The organism is bacterium, from assembly GCA_016699995.1.
GTDB lineage: Bacteria > Patescibacteriota > Doudnabacteria > UBA920 > UBA920 > UBA920.
Genome location: CP064996.1, coordinates 447,817 through 471,242, shown reverse-complemented (window position 1 = coordinate 471,242; position 23,426 = coordinate 447,817). Strand labels below are relative to the sequence as shown.

The 23,426-nt window shown below is 43.4% G+C and carries 22 protein-coding genes and 2 tRNA genes; 1 reads left to right on the top strand and 23 read right to left on the bottom strand.

The window, feature by feature from the left end; translation table 11 throughout:
- Positions 1–62: 62 nt before the first annotated feature.
- The 18 genes from atpE to IPM19_02400 form a co-directional block, all read right to left on the bottom strand.
- Positions 63–281, bottom strand: a complete 219-nt coding sequence (gene atpE, locus IPM19_02485) for an ATP synthase F0 subunit C (protein QQS23404.1) — start codon at positions 279–281, stop codon at positions 63–65.
- Positions 282–387: 106 nt separating this feature from the next.
- On the bottom strand, positions 388–1,242 hold the full coding sequence (gene atpB, locus IPM19_02480; GenBank protein QQS23403.1) for a F0F1 ATP synthase subunit A: 855 nt from the start codon (positions 1,240–1,242) through the stop codon (positions 388–390).
- A complete protein-coding gene (locus tag IPM19_02475; protein QQS23402.1) occupies positions 1,242–1,493 on the bottom strand; it encodes a hypothetical protein in 252 nt (83 codons plus the stop codon). The genes atpB and IPM19_02475 overlap by 1 nt, the downstream gene beginning before the upstream one ends.
- Before the next feature lie 26 nt (positions 1,494–1,519).
- On the bottom strand, positions 1,520–2,110 hold the full coding sequence (locus IPM19_02470) for an NUDIX hydrolase (GenBank protein QQS23401.1): 591 nt from the start codon (positions 2,108–2,110) through the stop codon (positions 1,520–1,522).
- 42 nt (positions 2,111–2,152) lie between these two features.
- A tRNA-Thr gene (locus IPM19_02465) sits at positions 2,153–2,228 on the bottom strand.
- Positions 2,229–2,241: 13 nt separating this feature from the next.
- A tRNA-Gly gene (locus IPM19_02460) sits at positions 2,242–2,315 on the bottom strand.
- A gap of 59 nt (positions 2,316–2,374) precedes the next feature.
- Positions 2,375–3,301, bottom strand: a complete 927-nt coding sequence (locus tag IPM19_02455; protein QQS23400.1) for a peptidylprolyl isomerase — start codon at positions 3,299–3,301, stop codon at positions 2,375–2,377.
- A 5-nt stretch (positions 3,302–3,306) separates the two neighbouring features.
- Entirely contained in the window at positions 3,307–3,672 is a 366-nt protein-coding gene (locus IPM19_02450; GenBank protein ID QQS23399.1) for a septum formation initiator family protein, read from the bottom strand.
- Positions 3,669–4,232 (bottom strand): PH domain-containing protein, encoded by a 564-nt coding sequence (locus IPM19_02445; GenBank protein QQS23398.1) that lies wholly within the window; start codon positions 4,230–4,232, stop codon positions 3,669–3,671. The genes IPM19_02450 and IPM19_02445 overlap by 4 nt, the downstream gene beginning before the upstream one ends.
- A gap of 10 nt (positions 4,233–4,242) precedes the next feature.
- On the bottom strand, positions 4,243–4,395 hold the full coding sequence (locus IPM19_02440; GenBank protein QQS23397.1) for a hypothetical protein: 153 nt from the start codon (positions 4,393–4,395) through the stop codon (positions 4,243–4,245).
- A 23-nt stretch (positions 4,396–4,418) separates the two neighbouring features.
- Positions 4,419–6,221: an elongation factor 4 gene (gene lepA / locus IPM19_02435; GenBank protein ID QQS23396.1), complete on the bottom strand. Its 1,803-nt coding sequence runs from the start codon at positions 6,219–6,221 to the stop codon at positions 4,419–4,421.
- Positions 6,222–6,271: 50 nt separating this feature from the next.
- On the bottom strand, positions 6,272–7,897 hold the full coding sequence (gene murJ, locus IPM19_02430; protein ID QQS23395.1) for a murein biosynthesis integral membrane protein MurJ: 1,626 nt from the start codon (positions 7,895–7,897) through the stop codon (positions 6,272–6,274).
- A gap of 6 nt (positions 7,898–7,903) precedes the next feature.
- The gene (locus IPM19_02425; protein ID QQS23394.1) at positions 7,904–10,093 is read right to left on the bottom strand and encodes a DUF4012 domain-containing protein; all 2,190 of its coding nucleotides are present in this window, start codon (positions 10,091–10,093) and stop codon (positions 7,904–7,906) included.
- Complete coding sequence (gene ftsW, locus IPM19_02420) at positions 10,090–11,196, bottom strand: putative lipid II flippase FtsW (protein QQS23393.1); 1,107 nt, start codon at positions 11,194–11,196, stop codon at positions 10,090–10,092. Before ftsW ends, IPM19_02425 begins: the two co-directional genes overlap by 4 nt.
- A 1-nt stretch (position 11,197) precedes the next feature.
- Positions 11,198–12,589, bottom strand: a complete 1,392-nt coding sequence (gene murD / locus IPM19_02415; protein QQS23392.1) for a UDP-N-acetylmuramoyl-L-alanine--D-glutamate ligase — start codon at positions 12,587–12,589, stop codon at positions 11,198–11,200.
- Positions 12,589–14,145 carry an amidohydrolase family protein gene (locus tag IPM19_02410; GenBank protein QQS23391.1) on the bottom strand — a complete coding sequence of 519 codons (1,557 nt, stop codon included), beginning with the start codon at positions 14,143–14,145 and terminating at the stop codon, positions 12,589–12,591. The genes murD and IPM19_02410 overlap by 1 nt, the downstream gene beginning before the upstream one ends.
- A gap of 31 nt (positions 14,146–14,176) precedes the next feature.
- Positions 14,177–15,217, bottom strand: coding sequence for a phospho-N-acetylmuramoyl-pentapeptide-transferase (mraY, locus tag IPM19_02405; protein QQS23390.1), 1,041 nt, complete (start codon positions 15,215–15,217; stop codon positions 14,177–14,179).
- A 39-nt stretch (positions 15,218–15,256) separates the two neighbouring features.
- Entirely contained in the window at positions 15,257–16,159 is a 903-nt protein-coding gene (locus IPM19_02400) for a serine hydrolase (protein ID QQS23389.1), read from the bottom strand.
- Positions 16,160–16,251: 92 nt separating this feature from the next.
- Here IPM19_02400 and trxA point away from each other — a divergent pair, with 92 nt between their 5' ends.
- The gene (gene trxA, locus IPM19_02395) at positions 16,252–16,575 is read left to right on the top strand and encodes a thioredoxin (protein ID QQS23388.1); all 324 of its coding nucleotides are present in this window, start codon (positions 16,252–16,254) and stop codon (positions 16,573–16,575) included.
- A 36-nt stretch (positions 16,576–16,611) separates the two neighbouring features.
- On the opposite strand, the gene IPM19_02390 is transcribed toward trxA, so the two are convergent.
- The 5 genes from IPM19_02390 to secD form a co-directional block, all read right to left on the bottom strand.
- Positions 16,612–18,555, bottom strand: a complete 1,944-nt coding sequence (locus IPM19_02390; GenBank protein QQS23387.1) for a type IV secretion system DNA-binding domain-containing protein — start codon at positions 18,553–18,555, stop codon at positions 16,612–16,614.
- A 21-nt stretch (positions 18,556–18,576) separates the two neighbouring features.
- Positions 18,577–19,800, bottom strand: a complete 1,224-nt coding sequence (locus IPM19_02385) for a hypothetical protein (protein QQS23386.1) — start codon at positions 19,798–19,800, stop codon at positions 18,577–18,579.
- Positions 19,801–19,836: 36 nt separating this feature from the next.
- Entirely contained in the window at positions 19,837–20,928 is a 1,092-nt protein-coding gene (locus tag IPM19_02380; GenBank protein QQS23385.1) for a hypothetical protein, read from the bottom strand.
- A 104-nt stretch (positions 20,929–21,032) separates the two neighbouring features.
- Positions 21,033–21,926 carry a protein translocase subunit SecF gene (gene secF / locus IPM19_02375; protein ID QQS23384.1) on the bottom strand — a complete coding sequence of 298 codons (894 nt, stop codon included), beginning with the start codon at positions 21,924–21,926 and terminating at the stop codon, positions 21,033–21,035.
- 5 nt (positions 21,927–21,931) lie between these two features.
- Complete coding sequence (gene secD, locus IPM19_02370; GenBank protein ID QQS23383.1) at positions 21,932–23,419, bottom strand: protein translocase subunit SecD; 1,488 nt, start codon at positions 23,417–23,419, stop codon at positions 21,932–21,934.
- Positions 23,420–23,426 lie beyond the last annotated feature (7 nt).

The window sequence follows — 23,426 nt, the reverse complement described above, 5'->3', positions numbered from 1 at the left end:
AATAATTTACAAAGGCGAACTCTCTGCTCCGGCTTGCGGGGTCAAAGAGTTCCGTTTGGAAACTATAAGATGAAGGTAATAACTAGCGCGTAAATCGCGATAGCTTCGGCGAAAGCCATGCCTAAAAGCATGGGTACGAATAGTTTGTCTACGCTTTCTGGGTTGCGGCCGATGGATTCCATAGCCTTGGAACCGATTTTTCCAATCGCTAGAGCTGGTCCAACACCGCCGACAGCGATGGTGATAGCTTTTGCCAATAATTCCATTGATTCAGGAGTCATTGTTAGTCCTTTTGCTTCTGCTCGACTGGGAAATTGTTTAAAGTCGGCATGAGCTGTTAAGTATTAAAGATCAGATATCGATAATTCGATACCTGATTAAAAACACCTAAACGGTCGGCGTTGGTTCTAGATCTTCTTTGTGTTCGCTGTGATGGCTGGCTACCTCGGTTGTGGCGACAGTTAAGTAAACCAATGTAAGCATGGCAAATACAGTAGCTTGTACTATGCCAACAATCAGCTCCAAGGCAATAAAAGGTAATGGCAATACGAAAGGCAAAATCCCTGCCAGTACAGTTAACAAAACTTCCCCTGCAAAAACATTGCCGAACAAACGCAAAGATAAAGACAGCATCTTGGCGACTTCTGAAATAATTTCCAGAAAGCCAATGAAAAATTCGATAACCGCAGTTAACATCGTCATAGGGTTCATGCTCTTTAATGCGTGCCACAAATCTCCCAGCTTAATAAACTTGTTAAAGTATTTAAAGAACCCAATTACAGCAATCCCCACTACGTGGGAAGTGATTACAGCCGTTAAAGACATGGCCAAAGTCATGTTCAAGTCTGTGGTGGCAGGGCGAAACATCGGCACAAGCATAACATGTCCTTCATGCACTAAGTAGCGGCCAATGCTGCCGATGCCTGGAAGAAGGCCGATCCAATTAGAAACTAAAATAAATAAGAACAAGGTTCCCACTAAAGGCAAAAATTTGATAGTCTTTTCGCGGCTATGGGTAACCGTATCGAAATAGCCGAAAAGAGTTTCGAGGATGGATTCAAAAAAGTTTAATATTCCTTGAGGAGCTTTGCCCGCATAGCGCTTGACAGCTAGGCTAATAACCACCGCAAACACAACAAACCCCAGCACAGTAATGCTGGAGTTGATCATGGTATTGGTGATTGGCAGACTGCCGACATGAAAGATCGGTTCTGCGGCGAGCGGAGGTAAGGCTGCGGCCATTATTTTTTAATTATTTCGTCGTAAATTTTTTTGATCCGGACGGTCAGAATAGTGCTGCTAAGGATGATTGCCACTATAATTGCACCGTATAAGTAGAATGGCTGGTCGTATTTAACGCTGAGCCACTTTCCTAAGAGCGTAGTTCCAGCCAATGGGATGGCAATAATAAAACCAAATTCTACTGCAATAGCGAGGGTTCGTGCAGAATAAGCGGGTTTTTTCTCGTTATTGTCTGGGATTTGGTCCTGCATTACTTATAAAAGTTATCAAAAAAACCTTATTTTGGCAAGGTTTTCTTAATTTTCTTCGCCCCTTGGAAAATGGTTTTTTTAAAGGCCAAGTATTTAGATTTAGAGAGGCGCGCCTGAAGCATGAGAATAACTAAGTCGCTGTTATGGAAATGCGGGTTGTCGGATAATCTTAGAAACTCGTCGTATGAGTAAAGTTTTACTTTAATAATCTCCCCGCCATCTAGTTTTTGGCCACCTGCCTGATAGCAATCATTGGCAATATACATGTGAAGGGTTGATCTGATTCGACCCAGGCGGTGATAGGTTTGAAATTTTTTAAAAAATTTTGGCTTCAAGCCAGTTTCCTCTCTTAATTCCCGCAGCGCTGCATTGCGGGGAGACTCTTCTGGGATGTCCATATACCCGCCTGGTAAAGTGTAGTACCATTTTGTCCCAGGCTGCTTTTGATACAGAACTACAATTTTATCTCCGACTGTGGCCATTATGGAAACAGTTTCCAAATTTTTTGCGACCTCAAAAGTCCGCACGGAGTTATCGAACATCACCTGAGACCATTGCAGAACCTCAAAACTTACACCTTTATATAAACTTATCGCATGCTTGGGAATTTTTGACATTAACGCAATTAATTTAATTCGAAATTAGTAATAGGTATTTCCTGGAGCCGACTATCGGGTTTGAACCGATGACCTGCGGTTTACGATACCGCTGCTCTACCAGCTGAGCTAAGTCGGCAGAATCATTTCGATGGAGCGGACGATGGGAATCGGACCCACGTCTCAACCTTGGGAAGGTCGCATACTACCATTGTACTACGCCCGCGTACTTTCAATTTTAACAAAAAACCCAGTTCTGTTGAACTGGGTTTGGCTAACTTTTGATTATAAGAGCTTTACAGCTTTGATTTCCTGGGTTTTGGTGTCCAGCCAAGCCTCAAAATCTGCGGGTTCGATATAGATCTGCAGAAGGTTATAATTACGGCCATCCTGATTACTGCTGTCGCCTTCGATGGCGTTGATCTTTAAAACATGAATGCCTGCGCGGCTGGCTACGATCTTCGTATCCCCTATAGACAGATCCTTGACTGCCTGCTGAAACTCCGGCAGCATGTCGGAATACTTAATGAAGCCGCTGTCGCCTGCAAATGGCTTGCTAGCATTATCCTCGCTATATTTGCGAGCCACTTCCTCGAAGCTAGTACCCTCATCTAGCTGGCGTACCAAGTCGCGAGCTTTATTGTATTGTTCGCTGTTTAAGTTTTCTTGCTTAGCAAACCAGAGGCGAAGGTTTTCTTGCAGTACCGACTGGCGGACAACTTCGTTCTTAAAGGTGTTAAGGTCCAAGCCATAACTAGAGGCCAAGGTTTTTTCGAATTCCTCTTCGCTGGCATCCGGAAATCGCTTGATAATTGCCTGATAGCTCTTATCCACTTCCTCATCGGTTACAGTAACGTTTTGCTTGGCAGCGATTCGGTTCATCTTTTCGGTTTTTATTAGCTGATCCAGAAGTAAGGTTTCTAAATTATTAGTGCTTTGCCCGGTGCTCTCTAAAACTTTTTTTGCCAGATCTAGGCGGTTGTATAAGTCTTTGCTGGTAATGTGGTGAGTTTCGATGAGTGCAATAGGCAATGGTACAGCGCGGAAAACCTTTTCCTTGGCAGGGCTGAGCTGGCCAGTATACAGCCAAGCCAGGCACCCGGCGATTGCAGCCAGTACTATGATAATTGCAACGCCGATGCCGATTTTGTGCTTTCGTTTTAGCTTTTTAGCTGGCTTTGCTTCTTCAATGTGATCATTATGTTGAGTCATATGTCTTAGTTAATAAAAATGTATTCCCACCACTTAATAAGATTTGATTTTGGTGAATGCCCCCCGGCGCCGCCGTTTTGTTCTGCTTGCTGCTGGGGAATATTAATAACAATCTCGCCTTCCTTTTTTAAATTTAATTGCAGGCGGGCAAGCTTATCCTGGTATTCGGGCGAGGACAGAAAATTGATAGACTGCTCTAGCTGTCGGTTGGAAGCTTGCAGTTCTTGCTCTTGCTGTTTGAGCATGGCTATTTCGGTATCTATTTTATGCCTTTGCCTGTATTGATTATATTCTAATAAGGCTGAAAATAAAAATACCAAAATCATAGCTCCTAAAAAGAATTTATTGTAAAAGATTTTGGGTAGCTTCATTGAGACTTTTTATTCTTTTTAGTATAACCGATTTTTTCCTGGAAATGGGTAATGTCATCTTGGTCGAACGCTATCGGCTTAGCAATCACCCGTTTATGCATTTCCCATAAGTAATCCTTAATAGCAGCAGGATTAGGGATATTCTTTAAAGTGACAGAATCGACCAGGCCCACAACCTGTACTTCTACGTTGCCATAATCGAAGATGGCGGAAATGAATCCTTTGGACTTGTAACCGACGTTTAATACCCTCTCCAAAGGGGTTTCCATGACCGACTTATTAAATATTCCTGGTCGGTAAAAAAGGATGAGGCGCCTGTTAGTTAGTACATAGCTCGTTAAGTACCACAGTATGCATTTTTTGATGAACCAAATTCCTGAAACGATCACTAGCGCGTAAACCACTCCCTGAAATTGCCCTAACAACCCGTACCTCCATAAAATTAGCGTGGGGATAATCGCGGCCGCAAGAGGGACTAAAGAATCCTCGATTAAAAACACACTGCTTTGACGGTAAACGTTCTTCACATGTTCGCCCTCTAATAATGCGAATTTTGCCATAATGTTTTAGTTACTGAGGAATTCCCGTCATGCCGGTGGCTGGAACTGCCGTAGGCGCTGTAGATTGGGTGGCGATGTAAAAGAAGAAGCTGCCAATCATTGAAGCAATAATTAGTACAGAAATGATTATCATGATTCGATTGAGCAATTTTCTGTTTCTCATGTTTGTTTTGTTAAATTTAATCTTTATTTCTTGAGCACAGCTAGAAAAGCTTCCTGAGGTATATCGACTTTCCCGACTTTCTTCATTCGCTTCTTGCCTTTTTTCTGCTTGTTTAATACTTTCATTTTTCGGGTTACATCACCGCCGTACAAGCCTGTGGTCACATCTTTGCGCATGGCCGAAATTGTTTCGCGAGCCACTACCTTACTGCCGATGGCTGCTTGAATGGCAATTTCGAATTGCTGTCTGGGGATTAGGGTCTTAAGCTTTTCCACTAGTTCTCGCCCATCGCTTTCGGCAGTGCTGCGGTGAACTATCGCGGACAAGGCATCGATCTTTTCGCCGGCGACCAGGATATCCAGCTTAACTAAGTTGCCTTCGCGCATCTCTTTTACCTCGTAGTTTAAAGAAGCATAGCCGCTGGAAACACTTTTTAGTTTATCATAAAAGTCCATGATAATAGTGGCTAAAGGCATTTCGAACTTAATTTCCACGCGTTCCTGGCCTACATAATCCATGCCTTTGCTGATGCCGCGCCGTTGGCTAACAATCTCCATGATCGGTCCAATATAGCCGGTTGGCGAAAGAATCGCGACATCTGCCCACGGCTCTTTGACTGACATTATTGTAGAAGGGTCTGGGAAGCCGGCTGGGTTGTAGACAGTCTCTACTCCTCCGCCCATTAAGTTGATTTCGTAAACCACGCTTGGTGCCGTTAATACCAAATCTAGATCATATTCTCTGGTTAATCGCTCCTGGACGATGTCCATATGCAGCAATCCTAAAAAACCAGTTCGGAAGCCAAAGCCAATGCTAGGGATGTTTTCTGCTTCAAAGGTGAGCGCAGCATCATTAAGCTTTAATTTTTCCATTGCTTCGCGAAGCAGCGGGTAGTCGTCCCCTGATACTGGAAAGATACTGGCATACACCATTGGCTTAACTTGCTTATACCCAGCCAATGGCTCTTGAGCTTTGTTTTTAATTAAGGTGATGGTGTCACCAACACTGGCTTTGCTCACTTCCCTTAATCCCGTGACGATATAGCCTACGCTGCCCGTTGCGATGGAAGTTGATTTGGTCATGCGCGGTTTAAACACGCCGACTTCTAAGCTTTCGGCTTCGCTTCCGCTGCCCATCATGGTGATTTTTTGACGAGGCTCGAGGACGCCGTTCATTACTCTCACGTATGCGATTACCCCGCGATGCGCATCATAACTGGAATCAAAAATCATGGCCTGGAGAGGCTCGTTGGAATCTCCTGTCGGAGCAGGAACTCGTTCGACAATCGCTCTGAGGATATCTTCCACTCCTTCTCCTGTTTTGCCCGAAGCATAAATAAATTCTTCATCCTTAAAGCCGAACACGGCCTTCATCTCTTCTGCAACCTTAACTCGATCGCTGTTGGGTAGATCAATTTTATTGATAACCGGGATAATGGTGAGATCATTCTCGATTGCCAAATAAGCGTTGGCCAAAGTTTGCGCTTCTATTCCCTGGGTTGAGTCCACAACTAAAATAGCGCCTTCGCAGGCGGCTAAGCTTCTTGAAACCTCGTAACTGAAGTCTACATGCCCAGGAGTGTCGATAAGATTCAGAACATACGGCTTGTCGTCCAAGCGGTAGTCCATTTGTACAGGCTGAAGTTTGATGGTTATACCGCGTTCACGTTCCAGATCCATTTGGTCTAAAAGCTGAGCCTTCATCTCTCTGGCTGTAACGGTTTTAGTAACCTCTAAAAGCCGGTCAGCTAAGGTAGATTTTCCATGATCGATATGGGCAATAATGCAGAAATTTCGTATTTGAGCTAGCTCGGGATTTACAATCATAGAGCTAGTTTAGCAATTTTTGCTTTTATTTTCAATAGTTTTAGGCTTATCTAGGCTGAAACATTGAAGAAAGAAGCCATACGGTTTAAAGTTGTCTTTATTCTCGCTGCATCGGGCACGCCCATCCAGGCAGTTAGTAATAAGTACACCAACCCTGCGATAATGCTAGATAACCCGGTTTGCAGAAATATCCCAGCGATTGTATGGGTATCGAAGATTAAGGCGAAAAGATAAAGCAGCCCGTAGGCTACACAACCGGTAATGAGCGCAGATACTAGTATTTTGCTGCAATTGAACACTATATAGTAATCGCTTTCGCGGATGATTTTTTGGTTGCGCAAATCATGTTGCAAGCCTCGGTGCAGATAAATGATCAAGAACAGCAGCTGGAACATGGATGCAACCACAAAACCTAAAGCGACTCCCAGAATTCCCAATCCAAAAGATAAGGTATAGGACAAACCGGCATTGATTAACATAGCGGCTAAACCAATAAAAACGGGAATCCTCGTATTTTGCCTAGCGTAAAATGCTCGAGACAGCAAAGGTATGAGGCTCTGAGCGATTAAGCTCAAGCTCAGTACGCCCAAAGTATCGAAAGTAGTAATGGTGCATGTCCAATCGCATTTACCGTAACCTAAAAGCAAGCGCACAATATACGCGCGCAAAAGCAGGAGCATTATACTTACAGGCAGGATTAAATATACAATTCTTACAAAAGCCCGGTTAAAAGTATTAATAAACGAATTTAGTTCTTTTTTTGCGTACTCTTCCGATAAGACTGGGAATACCGCTAAGGCTGTTGAAATAGCAAAAATCCCCAATGGTACAGCTTGAATATTATTTGCAAAATTATAAGCGGCGATGGTTCCGGTAGCTAAAGTGGAGCCGATGATAGTTACTATCACCAAATTAACATAAGAAATATCTAGCCCTAAGACTCTTGGGATAAACAGCTTAACAATTTGTTGAACCCCGGCATTTTTCCAATCCCATTTCGGCCTCCAGCTCCACCCTAACTGAATCAGCTGAGGTAATTGTATTAAAGCATGCATTAAGGCACCTGCTATTACTCCTGCTGCTATTCCTTTTAATCCAAAATGAGGATGCAGGAATAAAATGCCCATCAAGATGCCCAGATTATAGAGGAGCGGCGCTGTATTTACCCAAATAAACTTCTTGAAGCTTAAAAGCGTGCTCGAAAACACGTTGGAAACTGTAAAGATAATTGGAGACAGTAATAATATTCTGGTCAGCGCAACTGTTTGGTCAAACTCTGGCCCTTCAAAACCAGGCGCAATTATTTTTGTGAGAGGCTTTGCCAGAACGAATACTACAACAGATAAGGCTCCTACGCCTACAACTGCAATGTTTAATACACTATTGGCTATTTTCCATGCTTCATTCTTATCTTTCAGATAGTATTTAGTAAAAACTGGAATAAAAGCCGCGCTTAAGGTACCCAGGATGAGCAAATTGTAAATAAGGTCCGGGACACGGAAAGCAGAAAAATATATATCTGTTTGACTGCTCAGGCCCAGATTCTTAGCCAGCAACAGATCGCGCATAAACCCAAAGATCCTGGAAAGCAAAGTTAGCACAGCAATGATTATAGTTGCTCTGCCTAAATGAAAATTTTGTTCAAACCGGCTAAAGAAGCGGTATAGTTTTACCATAAGATATTATTTTGCCTTTATCACTACGCCGATGAATTGGTCTTGATTAAAACTTTGCTGCCTCCAGATTGACTTATCTGAACTGGGCTTTTCGACTCCCCTGTTTTGGTTGCCAAAATTATCCCAAATCAACGAGCGATCGGGGAAAATGATCTCCTGAGATATCTCGAACGGGAGCATTCCTGCCTGCTTTTGCCAATACAAGCTATAGTTATCCGGGTTATCTATTTTAAACGGAAGCTGGTAGGTTACGGTAACAGTTTTAGTCTCTCCCCCTGCCACCTTAAACCAGTTAGCTATGAACATTTTTCCGCTCTCTTTCCCAAAGAAAACATTATGAGCGTCGTCGAATTGCAGATCGCGGTTCCACTGTTCAATTACCGAGTCGTTAACATAACCTTTATCCTTTGGTAATTCTGGCATGGTGATATTATCAAAGCCATCTGCTGCTAAAATCCTGGAATTATCTGGAACATAGAATCTTACAAAGCTGGTATTAGTTAACCCAGGACTGTTAGGTAGCGGATTGGTAATCGTGTATCGAACCTGATTGATAATAGCGCCGTCAGGCTGGATAGTGGTAATTAGAGTAGCATTTCGCTTTAAAGACCTGTCAGTTTTGGTGCCGCTTAAGTTAGAACTGTTGATGTGCAGGTAATCTTTGTGGGTTGCTATCAGTTCTCCGGACCAATGAAATTTAGTTAGCTGAGATTGAAGGTTGGGATCTCTAGAATAAGCTAAAATATTCTTTGCCGCTAAATTCTTTTGGAACAACTCCAATAGACTTAACATTCCTAAGCCAGAACCATTGCTGGCGCCGATTTTTTGCAAGAGCAGAGGGTATAAATCGGCCAAGAGCTGCTTAGGCTGGTTAAGGTTCTTGTCGTATGCCACAGAAGTGGTAGTCTGAATCTGCTCGATAAAGTTACTGCTGGAAATTGTGACTTTATATGTGGGCAGAGTAATCGGGCCGGTCTTATTTAATAAATCTATGAATAAGTCCGGCGTTATGCCCAAAATTAAATCTGGAGTTTCCCCGCCTTCTTTCTCATAAAGAATAGAAAGCCTCTGGCTGGATTCGGCGAAGCTGGCCAGCCAATTAGCGTCTCTCATAAACCATCTATTGTTAACCGCGCGCATCGGCTTGGGCGGAACTATCCAGCTTGCCAACTGACCGTCTAGATCATAAACGCTGCGGATATCCAAATGCTTAATAGAGGCATCCTGTAATTTCCCTTGGGCAATAGTACCTATAAATCCGCCGGTAGCTCGGAGTTCATTGTTGTTTTGCAAAAAAACTAAAAATCGCTTTTCGCCCAAAAGGATTTGGGTGAATAAATCCGTAGCGGCGCTCAACGATTTCATCTGAGACGACAGATCCGCAATTAGCTCCTGGCTATCCCGTAAAGGTGCTTGATATTTTGCTGGCAAAGCCCCGCTATCTAGCGGAGCCAATAATGCATTGGCTTCGTTTAGCTTCAGATTCACGGCTGCGACATCTGATCTTACCTGGTTCAGAGCATCTCGCGCTGATGTGTTTTTGCCGGTATTTACTACCGTCAATCCTTCTGGTGAGAATCTGAATTGTTCAATTTGGGCCAGTAGGCCGCTGCCGATTTGCGCGGATTCTGTTAGTAATTCTGCGGCTTTTAAAACATTACCGGTGTTATAGCCGGCCGGTGCAAAGTTAATAATGGATCTTAAGAACAGGCTGGATTGATCCAGCTCCGATTGGGCGATTTTTAGGTCAGACAGAGCTCCAGCAAAGTTGCTTTGCGCGAGTTCGTAATCCTGCTGCTTAATTGCTTCCTGGGCGGAATTTACGTTGCCCAATAAGCTGTCGCTGATTCCCAAGATTCGGCCGCTGATGCGTTGTCCTTCTGACGCTACTTGCAATGCAAAGATTGGAACTAGGGCAATGATCATAAGCAAGGCGAAGCTGCCTGCCCTTTTGAAATCAAAATTCTTGTATTGAAAATTATTCTTTTTAACTGCCTGCGCTAGGGTCTTGGGCAGCTTAAAGGCGTTTACTAGAACCCAGCCGAAGGCGTAGCTTAATGCTACTAATCCGTTCAGCACTCCATATCCTAGAGACTTACCCAGAGACTTAAAAGACGGCCAAGAAAAACCTCTGTTGCCCGTTTCGTAATTTTGGTCGATATGATGGTGCAATACAATTTTTACTTTTCGTTTCATGCTTTACTTTGTTTGGATATGTTCAGGAGTATGCCGATGGCAGTAAGGTTGACTATCATAGCTGTGCTTCCGTAGCTAAAGAATGGGAGCGGGATGCCGGTAAGAGGCACTAATCCGATAATGGCGGCTATGTTTATAGTAACATTTATCGCTATAAGCGAGGTAATGCCAATGGCGAGCATTCGGCCGAAATTATCCGAGGCTTTTAGGGCAACCTGCATCATTTTATACAGCAACGCACCAAATATAAGCAATATCAGCACAATTCTGATAAAGCCCAGCTCTTCAGCGATTATAGCAAAAATAGAGTCGTTAATCGTTTCTGGCAAATAGAAGTGCTTTTGCCGGGAAAGTCCATAACCATAGCCAAACAGGCCGCCACTTCCGACGGCAATCAACGCCTGATTGATCTGATAGCCGATGCCGAGCGGATCCCCGCTTGGATTTAGAAAAGCAGTGATGCGCTGGAGACGGTAGGGTTCTATCCAGGCAATACCTAAAACTGCCACCACTCCGCTCACCGCTAAACCTGCTAAATATTTTAACCTGACACCGCCGGCAAAAAACATGGTCATGCTAATAGCCAATAAAGAAAGAGTGGATCCCAAGTCCGGCTGCCATATGATTAACATGCTCATTACAACGATCAAGACCAGAGGAGGAAAAACCGAATGCCAAAAATTATTAGAGGGCGCGCGGTCTGGTTTAGACATCCACGCAGCTAGGTAAATTATGACTGCAAGCTTGGCTAATTCCGCTGGCTGGAAGAAAATTGGACCCAAGCTTATCCAGCGGGTTGCACCATTGGCGGTTACTCCCAGGCCAGGCATCTTTACTAAAACCAAAAGCACTAAAGCCACTGCTAAAAATATTCCAGCTGGCTTCTTTAATTTGTTGTAGTCAAATCTGCTAAAGAAATATAAAGAGATGGCTCCTATTAAAACCCCGCGGGTTAATTGATGGACTAAATAATAGGTAGTATTCCCAAAATTTTGAGTGGATTCCGCAGTAGACGCAGACCAAAGCATGCTTAACCCGATCACAACCAGCGCAGCCGTGAGCAGTAAGACCGGCAGATTCAATTTTGACTTTGTCTTAGGCATATTATTGAGTCACTTGCTTTATAAATTCATCGCCTCGAAACGCATAACCTTCAAACATATCAAAGGATGGTGCGGCGGGGCTCAATATAACTATATCTCCGGTTTCCGAAACTCTGTTGACCGCCTGCATTACCTGATTAAAATCGCTAAACGGCCCTTGTATGTTGCCAGAAAAATTATTAGAAATTAGCAATGGCTGGACTCTCTTCCCGACTGGGCCCATAGTTACAACTGCTTTTATATTTTTGGACTTGCCAATAACAGTAGCAAGCTCGGAATAGTCCAAATTTTTTTCCGAACCGCCGAGTATCAGCACGATGGATTCCTCTGGGAAAGCCTTAACAGCTGCAATGGCAGTTTCCGGGATTGTCGAAATAGAATCGTTGTAGTATTTAACACCTTTCTTTTCTGTTACGAACTGTAAGCGGTGCTTAAGACCTGGAAATTCATTAACTGTTTTTTTGATAATTTCATCTGGAATTTGTAAAATTGCCGCAACTAGGCTGGCAGCCGCGATGTTCTCGAGATTATGGTTTCCGCGCAGTAACCTCTTACTGCCACTAATGATTAAAGGATGTTCGCTGGTGCCACTGATCTGAATTTCCTCGGACTTTTCGTTGATCCAAGCTCCGTTCTGCACAGGCTGCAATTTGCTAATCTTCCATTTTTGCCCCGAACCTAGTTCGCCTATTTTTTTCGTCGCCTCATAATCGGCATTATAAATGCAAATATCTTCCTCATTTTGGAATGCCGAAATGGCAGATTTAGCGGTGTGGTATTCATTTAAATCCGAATGATAGTCCAAATGGTCGGAAGTTACCATTAAGCAAACTCCAATGTGAGGGCTTTGCTTGAGATCTTGAAGCTGAAAACTGGACAATTCATAAACGACCCAGTCCTCGGGGGTAAGATCGCTTAAAAACTCCAAAGGCTGGATCTTGCCGATATTGCCAGTTAGATAGACTTTGCTTTGTAAATCTGCCGCTGAGAGGATCTCGTATATTAGGCTAGAAGTAGTGCCTTTGCCTTTTGTGCCAGTAACGCCTATTATTTTTGCTGGGCAATGTTCAAAAAACCACTGAGTCTGGCTAGTGATTGTAATATTTTTAGAAATCGCTAATTGTTGCTGCTTGTCAGGCAGGCGAATCCCCGGGCTCCGAAAAATGATCTCTTGCGAATCAATTGCATGCTGCAAATAATCCTCTCCGGTCACAGCTTGCAAACCGAGCGAATGCAGCTTGGCTAAATTTAAAGATGACCATTCGTCTAATTTTTTTGCGTCGTAAACAACAGGGTTCAGACCGCTTTTAACTAAATATTCAGCGATTGCTTGCCCTTCCTGTCCGAAACCTAATATCCCGACTGATTTATTTTGTAAACCTTTAATATCCATCAAATGAAAGTCCCAGCTAATGTTTCTAAAGGCAGTCCGTTGCGAACTGTTAATTCGCCATTTACCCAGACGGCTGTTATGCCTTTGCTGTACTGGTATGGATTGCTCATGCTGGCTTCGGAATTGATATGCGCCGGGTCAAACAGAACCAAGTCTGCGTAATTGCCGGTTTTTAAGATGCCCCGGTCAGTTAAGCCTGCGACCTCTGCAGCTCTGCCGCTCAGCTTGGCAACCGCTTCTTCCAGGCTGATGCTTTTATCGTCTATTACAGATCTTAAAAATTTAGTACTGGTTCCAAAACTGCGCGGGTGGACTAAGTTTTCGCCATGGATAAGGTTAAAACCGCCTCCGTTGGTGGCAATCAGGCCCATAGCGTGATTGTTAATTATTGATACTGTTTTGGGATCTAAACATTTATCGAAAACAAGAACGCTGCTGCCTCCGCTTTTGATAAGGCTTAATACAGCTTCTTCGCTGGTTAGATTCATATCCTTGGCGATTTTAGACACGGCTTTGCCGTTGACTTTTAAATTTGGTCCTGTGGACGCGATAATCAACTCCGTGATCTTGCCCGGATGATCTCGTAGATAACTCAATATTTTTTTATGCTGCACTTCATCTTTAAGCCGTTCCAGCATTTTGCTGCGACCGCCTTCTATGGCCCACTTTGGCAAATAAGTGTACAAGGGTTGCCAGGTAAAATCGTACGGATAGGAATCGAAAGAAATCTTTACTCCCCTATGCCAGCTGGATTCTAAGGTGTCTAATAATTCCGTAAGCAGATTTTGATTGTTGCGGAATCTGATCTTCAAATGAGATATTTTTAGCCTCACGCCGGTCTGTTCTGCAATGGCAGCCAGTTCTCGGATATTGGCGATCATTTCCGAGCTCTCGTTCCTTAAGCTCACAGCCAAAACTTTATTATGCTTGGCGCACAATTGAGCAAGGTTAAAAATCTCTGCTTCGCTGACATTTAACTCGTGTGAATACTGCAATCCCAAAGAAACGCCTTTGGCTCCGGCAACTAAGCATTCTTCCAATAGCTTGGTCAGGGCGTCTAGATCTTCTTTTGTCGGTGCTGATACCGAATCGCCTAATAGACCGCGACGGACAGTAGAATACCCAATTAAGGTCGAGACATTTGCTCCGTATTTCTTTCCCGCCAATTGCTCCGCATATTCCTTATAAGTCCGCCAGTTTACATTAATGCCCGAGGTGGGCTTCCATTTTTGAATACCCAAAAGGCTTTGCTCGGAAAGCAAAGGGGCCAGGCTGCTGCCAGAGCTTCCTACCAAAATAGTTGTATAGCCTTGGGTGACCAAGCTCTCTAATGCGGGATTGTCGAACAGCTGCCAATAACTGTCGCTATGGTTTTGTACATCTATAAACCCCGGCGTTAGAATTAAACCCGTACCGTCAAAAATTTGCTTAGCACCCACGGTAATCTTTTCCGATACAGCAACTATCTTATCGCCCTCTACCGCGACATCCGCAGCAAAACCTTTCTTACCAGACCCGTCGATTATATTTGCGTTTTTTATGAGCAGTGAATACATTTTTGTTTTTGTAATTGAAGTTATGAATAAATTAACGGTCCAGGAAGAAGATGATAACGGCCATGATTCCTGCGATGCTGGAGAGAATCCAAAATCGCATGGTAACTTTAGCTTCCGGCCACCCCACCGCTTCGAGATGGTGGTGGATAGGGGCAGCTAAAAAGAATTTTTTCTTAAATACTACTTTCCAAAACAATTGTATAAAATAGCTGCCGGCTTCGATTACGAAGACAAATCCCATCAGAGGAAGCAGTAATACGCTGTTGGTCAAAAATGCCACAATAGCCAGCAACACCCCTAAGCCCATTGAGCCTGTATCGCCCATAAAAAATCTGGCGGGGTGCACATTGAACCATAAAAAAGCCAGTAAAGATCCGGAGATTACGCCTAGCATAGACGCTAGATTATCCCGGCCGATCATGAAAGATATAACCGCAAAACCTATAAAGGCTACTAGTAAAACTCCTCCTGCCAAACCGTCCAAACCGTCGGTCTGGTTTACGGCAAAGCTTGTCCCCACTGTTACGAGTAAAAAGAACGGAATAAACAACCATCCTATAGTTACATCGCCATAAAAAGGAACGTGCACGAAGTCAAAGCCAAGCTTAAAATAAAACCACCAGGCACCAATTAAGGCTACCAAAGTGTATAAAATTAATTTAAAGCGGAACCGGAAGCCTCGCCCCATGTGTCCGAGGCGGCGAATGTCTAGATAATCGTCCATCAGGCCCACAATCGCTGCGCCTATCAACGCTCCCAGAGGTAGCAAGGTTTCTTTTCTGGTTAGGAAGTTTAGAATATGAAAATTTTCTATGCCTAGCGCGCGGTCGAAGAACCAAAAGACAACGCCTAAAATCAAGACAGTTCCCCACACAATTACCCCTCCCATGGTAGGAGTGCCTTCTTTATGAGAATGCATACGGGAAAATAGCGGCGTAGAGCCATCATTGCGAATTTGCTTCCCCAAATTAAAACGGTAAAGCAAGCTGGTCACGAGCGGCGTGATGGCAATAGCAAACAAAAAAGCTATAGCAGTTAAGCTAAATATTTTGATTAATAAATCGGTGATCATTGGATTTATTATACCATATTTTTAGCATCAAAGTGAAATCTATTGGATCTCCAGGACTTTCTTTCTGAGGATTAGCGTATCGCTTTCCCGATCGGGGCTGCCTATCACAATTAGCAGGTAATTTTGATTGTTATGTCTTAAAATATTTATCATACTTCCTTGCGCTTCTTCGGTAAAACCGGTTTTGATTGCTCTCAGGTCGGAGTACTGTTTAAGGAGAATATTTGTGGCATTAATCTGGTAATCCGTTTTTATTTCTCCAGAAAAAGTGTAACCTGTAGCACGGTTGGTTGCATCGAACGCGCTTTTTTCTAACAATTTTGTAGCGAGGATGCGAAGATCATTGCTAGAAGAATAATTTGTTTCGCTGTCAAAACCATTTGGATTGCTAAAGCGCGTATCCTTCATATTCAGCTTTTTACTCTCCTGATTCATTAACTCAATAAACGATTGAGGCTGTTTCTTTTCTATATAACGAGAAAGTGCGGCTGCGGCATCGTTGGCTGAGCCGATTAGCATGGCGTTAAATAAATCCGATACAAGTACTTTATCCCCTGGTACTAGCTTTAAAGCCGGGCTGAAGGCGGTGGCATCCTCTTTCAAGACTGTGTACCTGTCGGACATGTCGCCATAATTTAACACTATCCAAGCTGTCATCAGCTTAGTTAAGCTAGCTACTAACAACGGACTATCTGCTCGCCTGGAATAAATTATTTCATCGTTTGCCAGATCTACCGCCATATAGCTTTTTGCCTTAACTTCAGGGATGTCTTGCGCGCCCACAGAATATGTAGCCATGCTTCCAATATTCACCTGTTCCTTGTTAGATAATTTGGAATTATAACTGGGACCCAAACCTGCATTAGAAAAGAAAAAAGAGATCGCATACAGTATAATGATCGCAAGTACTATTAAGCCGATTATTTTGAGGGATTTGACCATATTAACATAATAAATCCCTTGCTGGTTTTAGGCAACTCATTGACACTACACCCGAATTTTAATACACTGAATGGGTACATTAATTTATATTTATGAGCGAAATAAAAGCAACTAAAAGCACTTTTGATTTTGAGGTGCTAAAATCGGATCGTTTGGTTCTGGTGGACTTCTGGGCGGTATGGTGCGGTCCTTGCAAAATTCTCGGTCCAATTGTCGCAGAATTAGCCGAACAGTATGCAGGTAAAATTAAGGTAGCAAAAATCAACGTTGACGAAGAGCCCGAACTCACACAGGAATACGGCATTATGAGCATCCCAACTATGAAATTCTTTAAGGACGGACAGATCGTTGGCGAAATCGTAGGAGCTGCCCCAAAAGCTACTATCGAAGCAGAAATAGAAAAACTCTTAGCTTAACAAAAAAACCGTTGAAACTTTCAACGGTTTTTTGATTTATAAATTGTAAGTCTGTCCTTCCTCTGCTATGCCGGTCTGATTTGCACTTTGACCGTCTACTGGAGGTTTTGGAGCTTGTTGTGCAGCTGGCTGAGGTTTTGGTGGTGCTGTTGTAAACGCGCCTTCTAAAGCATCAGCGATGTTATTAGCCAATCCTTCCTGGTTTTGTTGATTTAGAGTTTGGGCAGTTTTCCAAAAGTCGGGCTTCTTTGGGCCTTTTGGAGCCGGTTTTGGGCGCGAATACGCGTTGCCAGGCTGTGCCGCAGCTGTTCTACTGTTAGGCTTGCTAAAGGAACGGCCTCCAGTTCTATTTGAATTACTATTTGGACCCAGCTTTCCCGGCGCAGCGGCGGATGGACCAAAGGCTGGAGCTTTGGCCGGAGTCTTTACGCGGTTTAAGAAATCATCGGCGATTTGGATGCTGGCTTTACGCACAGCCACTTCACTTACTTCCGCGACTACCCCAGGCTGATCATTTTGATCAGTTTGGCGCATATTCTCATTGCTCTCCGGACGAGTCACTGGGGTGCGTTCTCTGGACGCAGCATAACCGCCCGTCCCAGCTTTTTGTGCGGGAAGATCTCGCTGTCTGCGGATAGACTGTTCGCCATTTTCAGCACTGTGCGAATCGGCAGAAGCCTCATGAAATTCTGTGCCCATCCAGCGCTGAATCTTTTCTTCTACTTCTTCACGCGGATTAGCATAGCGTTCTCGAGAAACTTTAATTACTTTTTCACCGTCCCCTATTCTCCAGTTCTCATCGACAGGAATGGTTGTAGCCGTGAAAGGATCGCTGGCCACGCCGTTGATCATTAGTTTTAAGACGATATGGAATTTAGGCAAATTGACGATGTCTGTAGGGGTAAATGCCGGTTCGAACTCCGTTTCTAAATACTCGGCATCCGCCGCTCCTACTCGGAATACAATCATAGAGCCAACGTTACCGAATACGGCATCGCGAACTTTGGTATTGTTTTCCGGAGTCAGCTGGCCGATATACTGGTGGCCCATGGTAAGGTTTAAACGATATTTACGCGCTTCGCTTAGAATAGTCGCAAAACTGTCCGTGACGAAGTTTTGAAATTCGTCCACGTATAAATAAAAATCCTTACGTTCGCTTTCCGGTATGTCCACGCGAGATAAAGCTGCCAACTGGAGTTTAGTAATAATCATGGCTCCGAGTAACGCGGAGTTATCTTCACCCACTTTACCTTTAGAAAGGTCCAGCAATAGAATTTTTTGGTTATCCATTATATCGCGCAAATCTATTGTAGATTTTGGCTGCCCCACGATGTTGCGAATGACGGCCGAGGATAAAAACTGTCCGACTTTGTTCTGGATCGGAGCCACGGCTTCTGTTCGGTACTTTTCTGCATAATTGGCGAACTCTTCAATCCAAAAAGCCTTAACCATTGGATCCTTGATATTATCGACAATTTTTTTACGGTACTTTTTATCTACATACATTCGCACAATACCAAGCATAGTGTTGCCAGGACTGTCGAGCAAAGCCAAAATGGTGTTGTTTAGAATGTATTCCATACGGCTAGACCACATGCTGGCCCAAATTTTGGTGAACACACCCATCAAGCCGGAAGCGACTAAATGTTTATACCGGCTTTCCACAGATTCTAATATATTGAACGCGATCGGGTAGTCTAAATCGGCCGGATTAAAGTACACCACGTCGTTAATCCGATGAGGCGGAACAAAATCCAAAATTTTCATTATCGGATCGCCATGGGGGTCGATGAAGCAGACGCCGTTGCCGTTGCGGATATCCTGAATAACCATGTTTTCCATCAACGTGGTCTTCCCCATTCCTGTTTTACCGATCACATACATGTGACGACGGCGATCGTCGGTTTTAATGCCAAAAGGAACTTGCCGATTGCGGAAGTTCGTTTTGCCAAAAAAATTGATTTGTTCTTTTTGTTCCATAAAGGTATAAATGTTCTTGCTTTAAATAGGTAGGTTGGCTGGTGGCTGAATCTTCTTCACTTCGAGCGATTCTACCGGCTGAGTGACAGAAGTCGTAGTAATCGGGAAATGATATAGAGTGGCCAGCTCTTCTGTATTAAGAATAGCAGTTTTATCGCCCATATAACTACTGCGCCCTTTGTAAGCCTCAAATAGTTCCTTTTTGCGGCGTTTAACCCACCAGTCGATATACGCACCTTCTAAGCTCGGGGAGATGCGATAATCTTTTTTAGGACCGTAGGTCGGCTTTAGGCTGTTGAAGTTTGGTGCGGCAAAAACTCGAAATGGACTTAAGATTAGTTTTTTTGCATTCTTATTAAATTGCTCTTTAGTTCCTAAGTGCAGCATTCGGATCTTGGTTCTAAAACCGGGACGGTTAAGCTTGCTTTTAATCGAGACGATCTGTTGCTTTACAATTTCGTCTACGCCCATCATGTCGTTCTTGACTTTAGCCTTTTTACCGTCAGCAGTGACGATAGTCTTTTCGCCTAGCAGCTTATCAATTTGCTCCAAGGCATCCGGTTCCCAAGAAGAATCCATTACCGGCTGCAGGATGAATTGCACACCATAAAATTCCTGGTCGCTAATCTTAGTAAAAGTTTCTAGTAACGGCGATAGTGGATCCACTACTATTTCGCTCAGTTCTGGACCGTGCAAACTTTCAAACTCGCGGTAAGTACGGATCGGATATGCCTGATTTTTAACAGGTACAAATTCCGCACCAAATAAATCGTAGCGCTTGTCTTCTGGATCATAGTGAAAATTGTCCAAGTAATCCTTTACTTCTGTCAATTCTATGCTTGGATAATTGGCATATAAGGCGGCCTCTAATAGATCGCGCTGCTTGGTCGGCACTCGCACTAAGTAAGAGATGCGGCCACCCAAACTGACAATTTCGAAAGCAATGGTAAACACCACCTTGCCTTCGAGGTATTTTTCTTGGAATGTAAAATTATCAAACAGCTGGTGCAGCTGAATAAATACTTGTTCCGCGTTATAGAAGCTGGTCGGATTCTCTTTGGGAGGCTTAATTTCTAATAGGGTCCACTCAATACTGTTTACATACTGCCCCTGTATTTCGTTAATATACAACTGATACAGAATATAAATTGTGATAATAACAAAAACGACCCATCCCCCATGACTGAATAGGAACCAAATAGTGCTTAACAAATTGATTACGTCTGGGAATAGACCGTTTTCCATAATATTAGACCTGGTTTTTGTTTCTGAAAATTAAATTTAACTGTTAGCTAAAGAGTAAAGGTTTTTACCCACTTTTTTGAATAATTTCTTGTTAGACAAGCCAACCAATACAGTATTTTTTTTGACAAGGCGGCGATCCAAAACTTTTTCTACGATCGCGTCGCGAGTAAGAGGTTCGCCAGATTCCTTAAGTATTTCTACAATGATGTCGGACACAACCCCTGGCTTATAGCCCCATTCGGTTAAGGCATAAATGCCGCGGCCGACTAGTACAAAGCGCTTGTCTTTAATGAGCTTATTGTGAACTGTTTCTTTGTAAGCCTTGCGGCCGTCAATGTTGTGCTCGTTGATCAGATCGGTAATTGCAGAATAATGCTCCGGCTTCTTGTGGTGCTTCATTACTAAATAAGCTTTATCGCCAACGTCTTTTGGCTTAATTTCGTTCCAGTGATGCAATCCAAATTCTCCGAAAGGGTTCTTCTTAACGCCGCTTGCAGCGTGCAGGTAGTTCAATACTACTTTCGGAGTAAGCTTGTCCTGATTCTGCTTAAAGAATTCCGATTGTTCAAATTTTTCGATAAACTTTTCGGGTTCCAAAGGCTGACCATGGTTATCTAGCAATTCTTTTGTGGTTTTTACAAAGTCTCGCAAAAAATCTTTATCGAAACCAATCTTAGACCAGGACTGTCGGATATGCTCATCTTCGCTGTGCTCTTCAATTTCTGTAATTAAACGCAATAAGAATTTTAATGCCTGGACATCGCTTTCTTCCGAGTAGCCTAAAAATTGGATCAGAGACTTTTCCGACATCAAACCGCCGTGTTCGGCGATAGTAGTAACTAAAAGGTCACGGGCAGAGATAAACTCTTCCAGCTGGTTAACGCCACGTTTTAAGTTCTTGAGTAACTCCTTTTCGATTTGTCGAACGCGCTCGCGAGTTAAGCCCTGTTCTTCCCCGACTACCTTTAAAGTCTGAACAGGTTCGCTGTTTAAACCATAACGCTTGGAAAGAATCAGCTTTTCGCGCTCTTTCAAAGGTTCAAGGATCTTCGCAATGATCAAGTTTAACTCAAATTCTTGCAAAGATTCTCGTTGGTGCGTATCGATTATAGTATCTAAAATGCCCATAACTAAATCTTAATATTCAAGATTATAACATATATATATGAGTTCGTCAAATAATTATTATACCATTTTTCAAATAAAAAACCCCTTATATAAGGGGTTTTTAGTTATTTTCGTTTACGCAATCTGTAATTTTGCCACAAAACTAGTATTGGACTAGCTACGAAGATGGACGAATAAGTACCGGCCACTATACCTACGAATAAGGCTAGAACGAAATAACGGATAGTCTCGCCTCCAAATAGGAGCAGTGCAAGCAATACAAAGAGTACGGTTAAGCTAGTATTGAGCGAACGGACTAATGTTTGCGAAATACTATGATTAACGACGAACTCGATCGACTGCCCTGCATACACTCGCAGATTTTCGCGGATTCTATCGAACACAATAATCGTATCGTGAACCGAGAAGCCCAATACGGTAAGCATAGCGGTAACGAACATGCTGTCTATTTCGATGTTAAAGAAGTGTCCAAGAAGTGCAAAAATACCGAGTACGACAATCAAGTCATGGAGGAGGGCTACAACTGCTGCAATACCGAATTGCCAGCTGGAAATAGGCTTAGTAACCTTACGGAACGCATATGCAATGTATAACACAATACCCAATGACACTAAGATAAGCTGATATACAGCTTGCCTAGTGAGCTGTTCTCCCACGATAGGACCGATCGACTGATAGCTTTTTTCGGTAAATTCACCCACGTCAGTTTTTAAAGCAGCCAAAAGCTCCTTATGCTTTTCTTCATCTTGCTGCTCGGTGCGAATAATCACGCCGTTATCTTCTGTAGACTGAACCTGCGCACCGCTAATCCCCTTCTGTTGAATAACCTCTCTGACTTTACCTGTATCTACAGCTTGGTTAAATTCCAACTCTGTTACGGAACCACCTTTAAAATCTATGCCGAGTTTAAGCCCGAATACAGCTAAAGCGATGATGCTAATCAGAGTAATAGCTATAGAGAGAACAAAGAACTGCCGGTAGTAATTTAGTAATTTCATATATTTTATTCCTTTGCTTTCTTAAGCTTCGCCCCAAATAGCCATGGCATTGTTGAGATTCGCTTTGTCATTAATAATCTTAAGAAAGTGCGGGTAGCTGTGATAGCGCTGAACATAGAGATTAAAATACCGATAGACAGTGTGATGGCAAACCCTTTGATCGAAGGCGTGCCGAACATGTACAAGATGAAAGTTGTTATCAAGCTAGATACATTCGAGTCACGAATAGATAGCCAAGCTCGGGCAAAGCCATCGTCAATCGCTTTGGTAAGCTCCTTGCCGCTGCGGATTTCTTCCTTCATTCTCTCAAAGATCAAAATATTGGCATCCACAGCCATACCGATAGACAAAATGAATCCAGCAATGCCAGCCAATGTTAGAGTCACTGGTTGTACGCCATTTAAGAGCATTAACGCAATATAGCTAACCAACGCCAGGATGCCGAACCAGCCACTCACAACTACGCCGAGCAGGAAGAATGCGCCGACCAGAACGATAGCTGTGATCGAGATGCCGATCTTAAATATTGCAATAGAAAGCAATACATAAATAATCAGGGCTAATACGGCCAATAGGCCTGGATATCTGTAGTAGAAAATCATAAATAGCACCACCATCAGCAAGCCGATGAGACCGGCGATGAGAGAGAGCTGAATGGATTCTTGTCCCAAAGAGGCTCCGATATTCTGTTGAGAAATTAAGCTGACAGGCACAGGTAAAGCACCAGAATTTAGACGAGTAGCCAACTCCTTTGCTTCGTCTGCTGGGAAGTTGCCGGAAATAATCGCTTCGCCGTCGGTAATTGCTGTTTGTACAGTCGGTGCGCTGATGATTTGGCCGTCCAGAACAATTGCAATTTGCTTGCCGATGTTAGCCTGGGTCAGTTCTGAGAATAGCTTGGTGCCTTCATCATCAAACTGCAACCGAACAATAATTCCCGAGTTCAAAGAACCCTGCTGAGCTTGAACGTCTGCGGTGGCCCGCTTCAGCTGCTTTCCGGATAAGGCTGTTTGATCCCAGCCTGCCAAAGGATCCAACACTACCTGACCGTCTGCTCCGACAGTTGCGTTCTGTACCGCATTTGGGTCGCCCTGGGTACGAAATTCTAATAGTGGAGTTTGGCCAATTTGGTTAATAGCTTCGTTAACGTCTGCCACCCCGGGTAGGTCAACAATAATCTGATCCGAGCCCTGAACTTGAATGACTGGTTCGGATACGCCAAAAGCATTAACGCGGCGCTCGATAGTATCGCGGACGCTGTTTAACGCATCGGATTTGTCGGCATCTGCGACATCCTTAAAATCTGCCTTATAAACTAAGTGAGCACCGCCTTTAAGGTCTAGCCCAAGGCGCAGATTGAACTCTTTTTTGTAGTTAATTCCGATTTTATTTAAGTCGATTTTACTGCCCTGCGGATGGACTACCCAGGCTGCCGCTGCACCCAATAAAATGACAAATAAAAAAACCAAAATTCGCTTAATAAATGGTTTCATAAATATC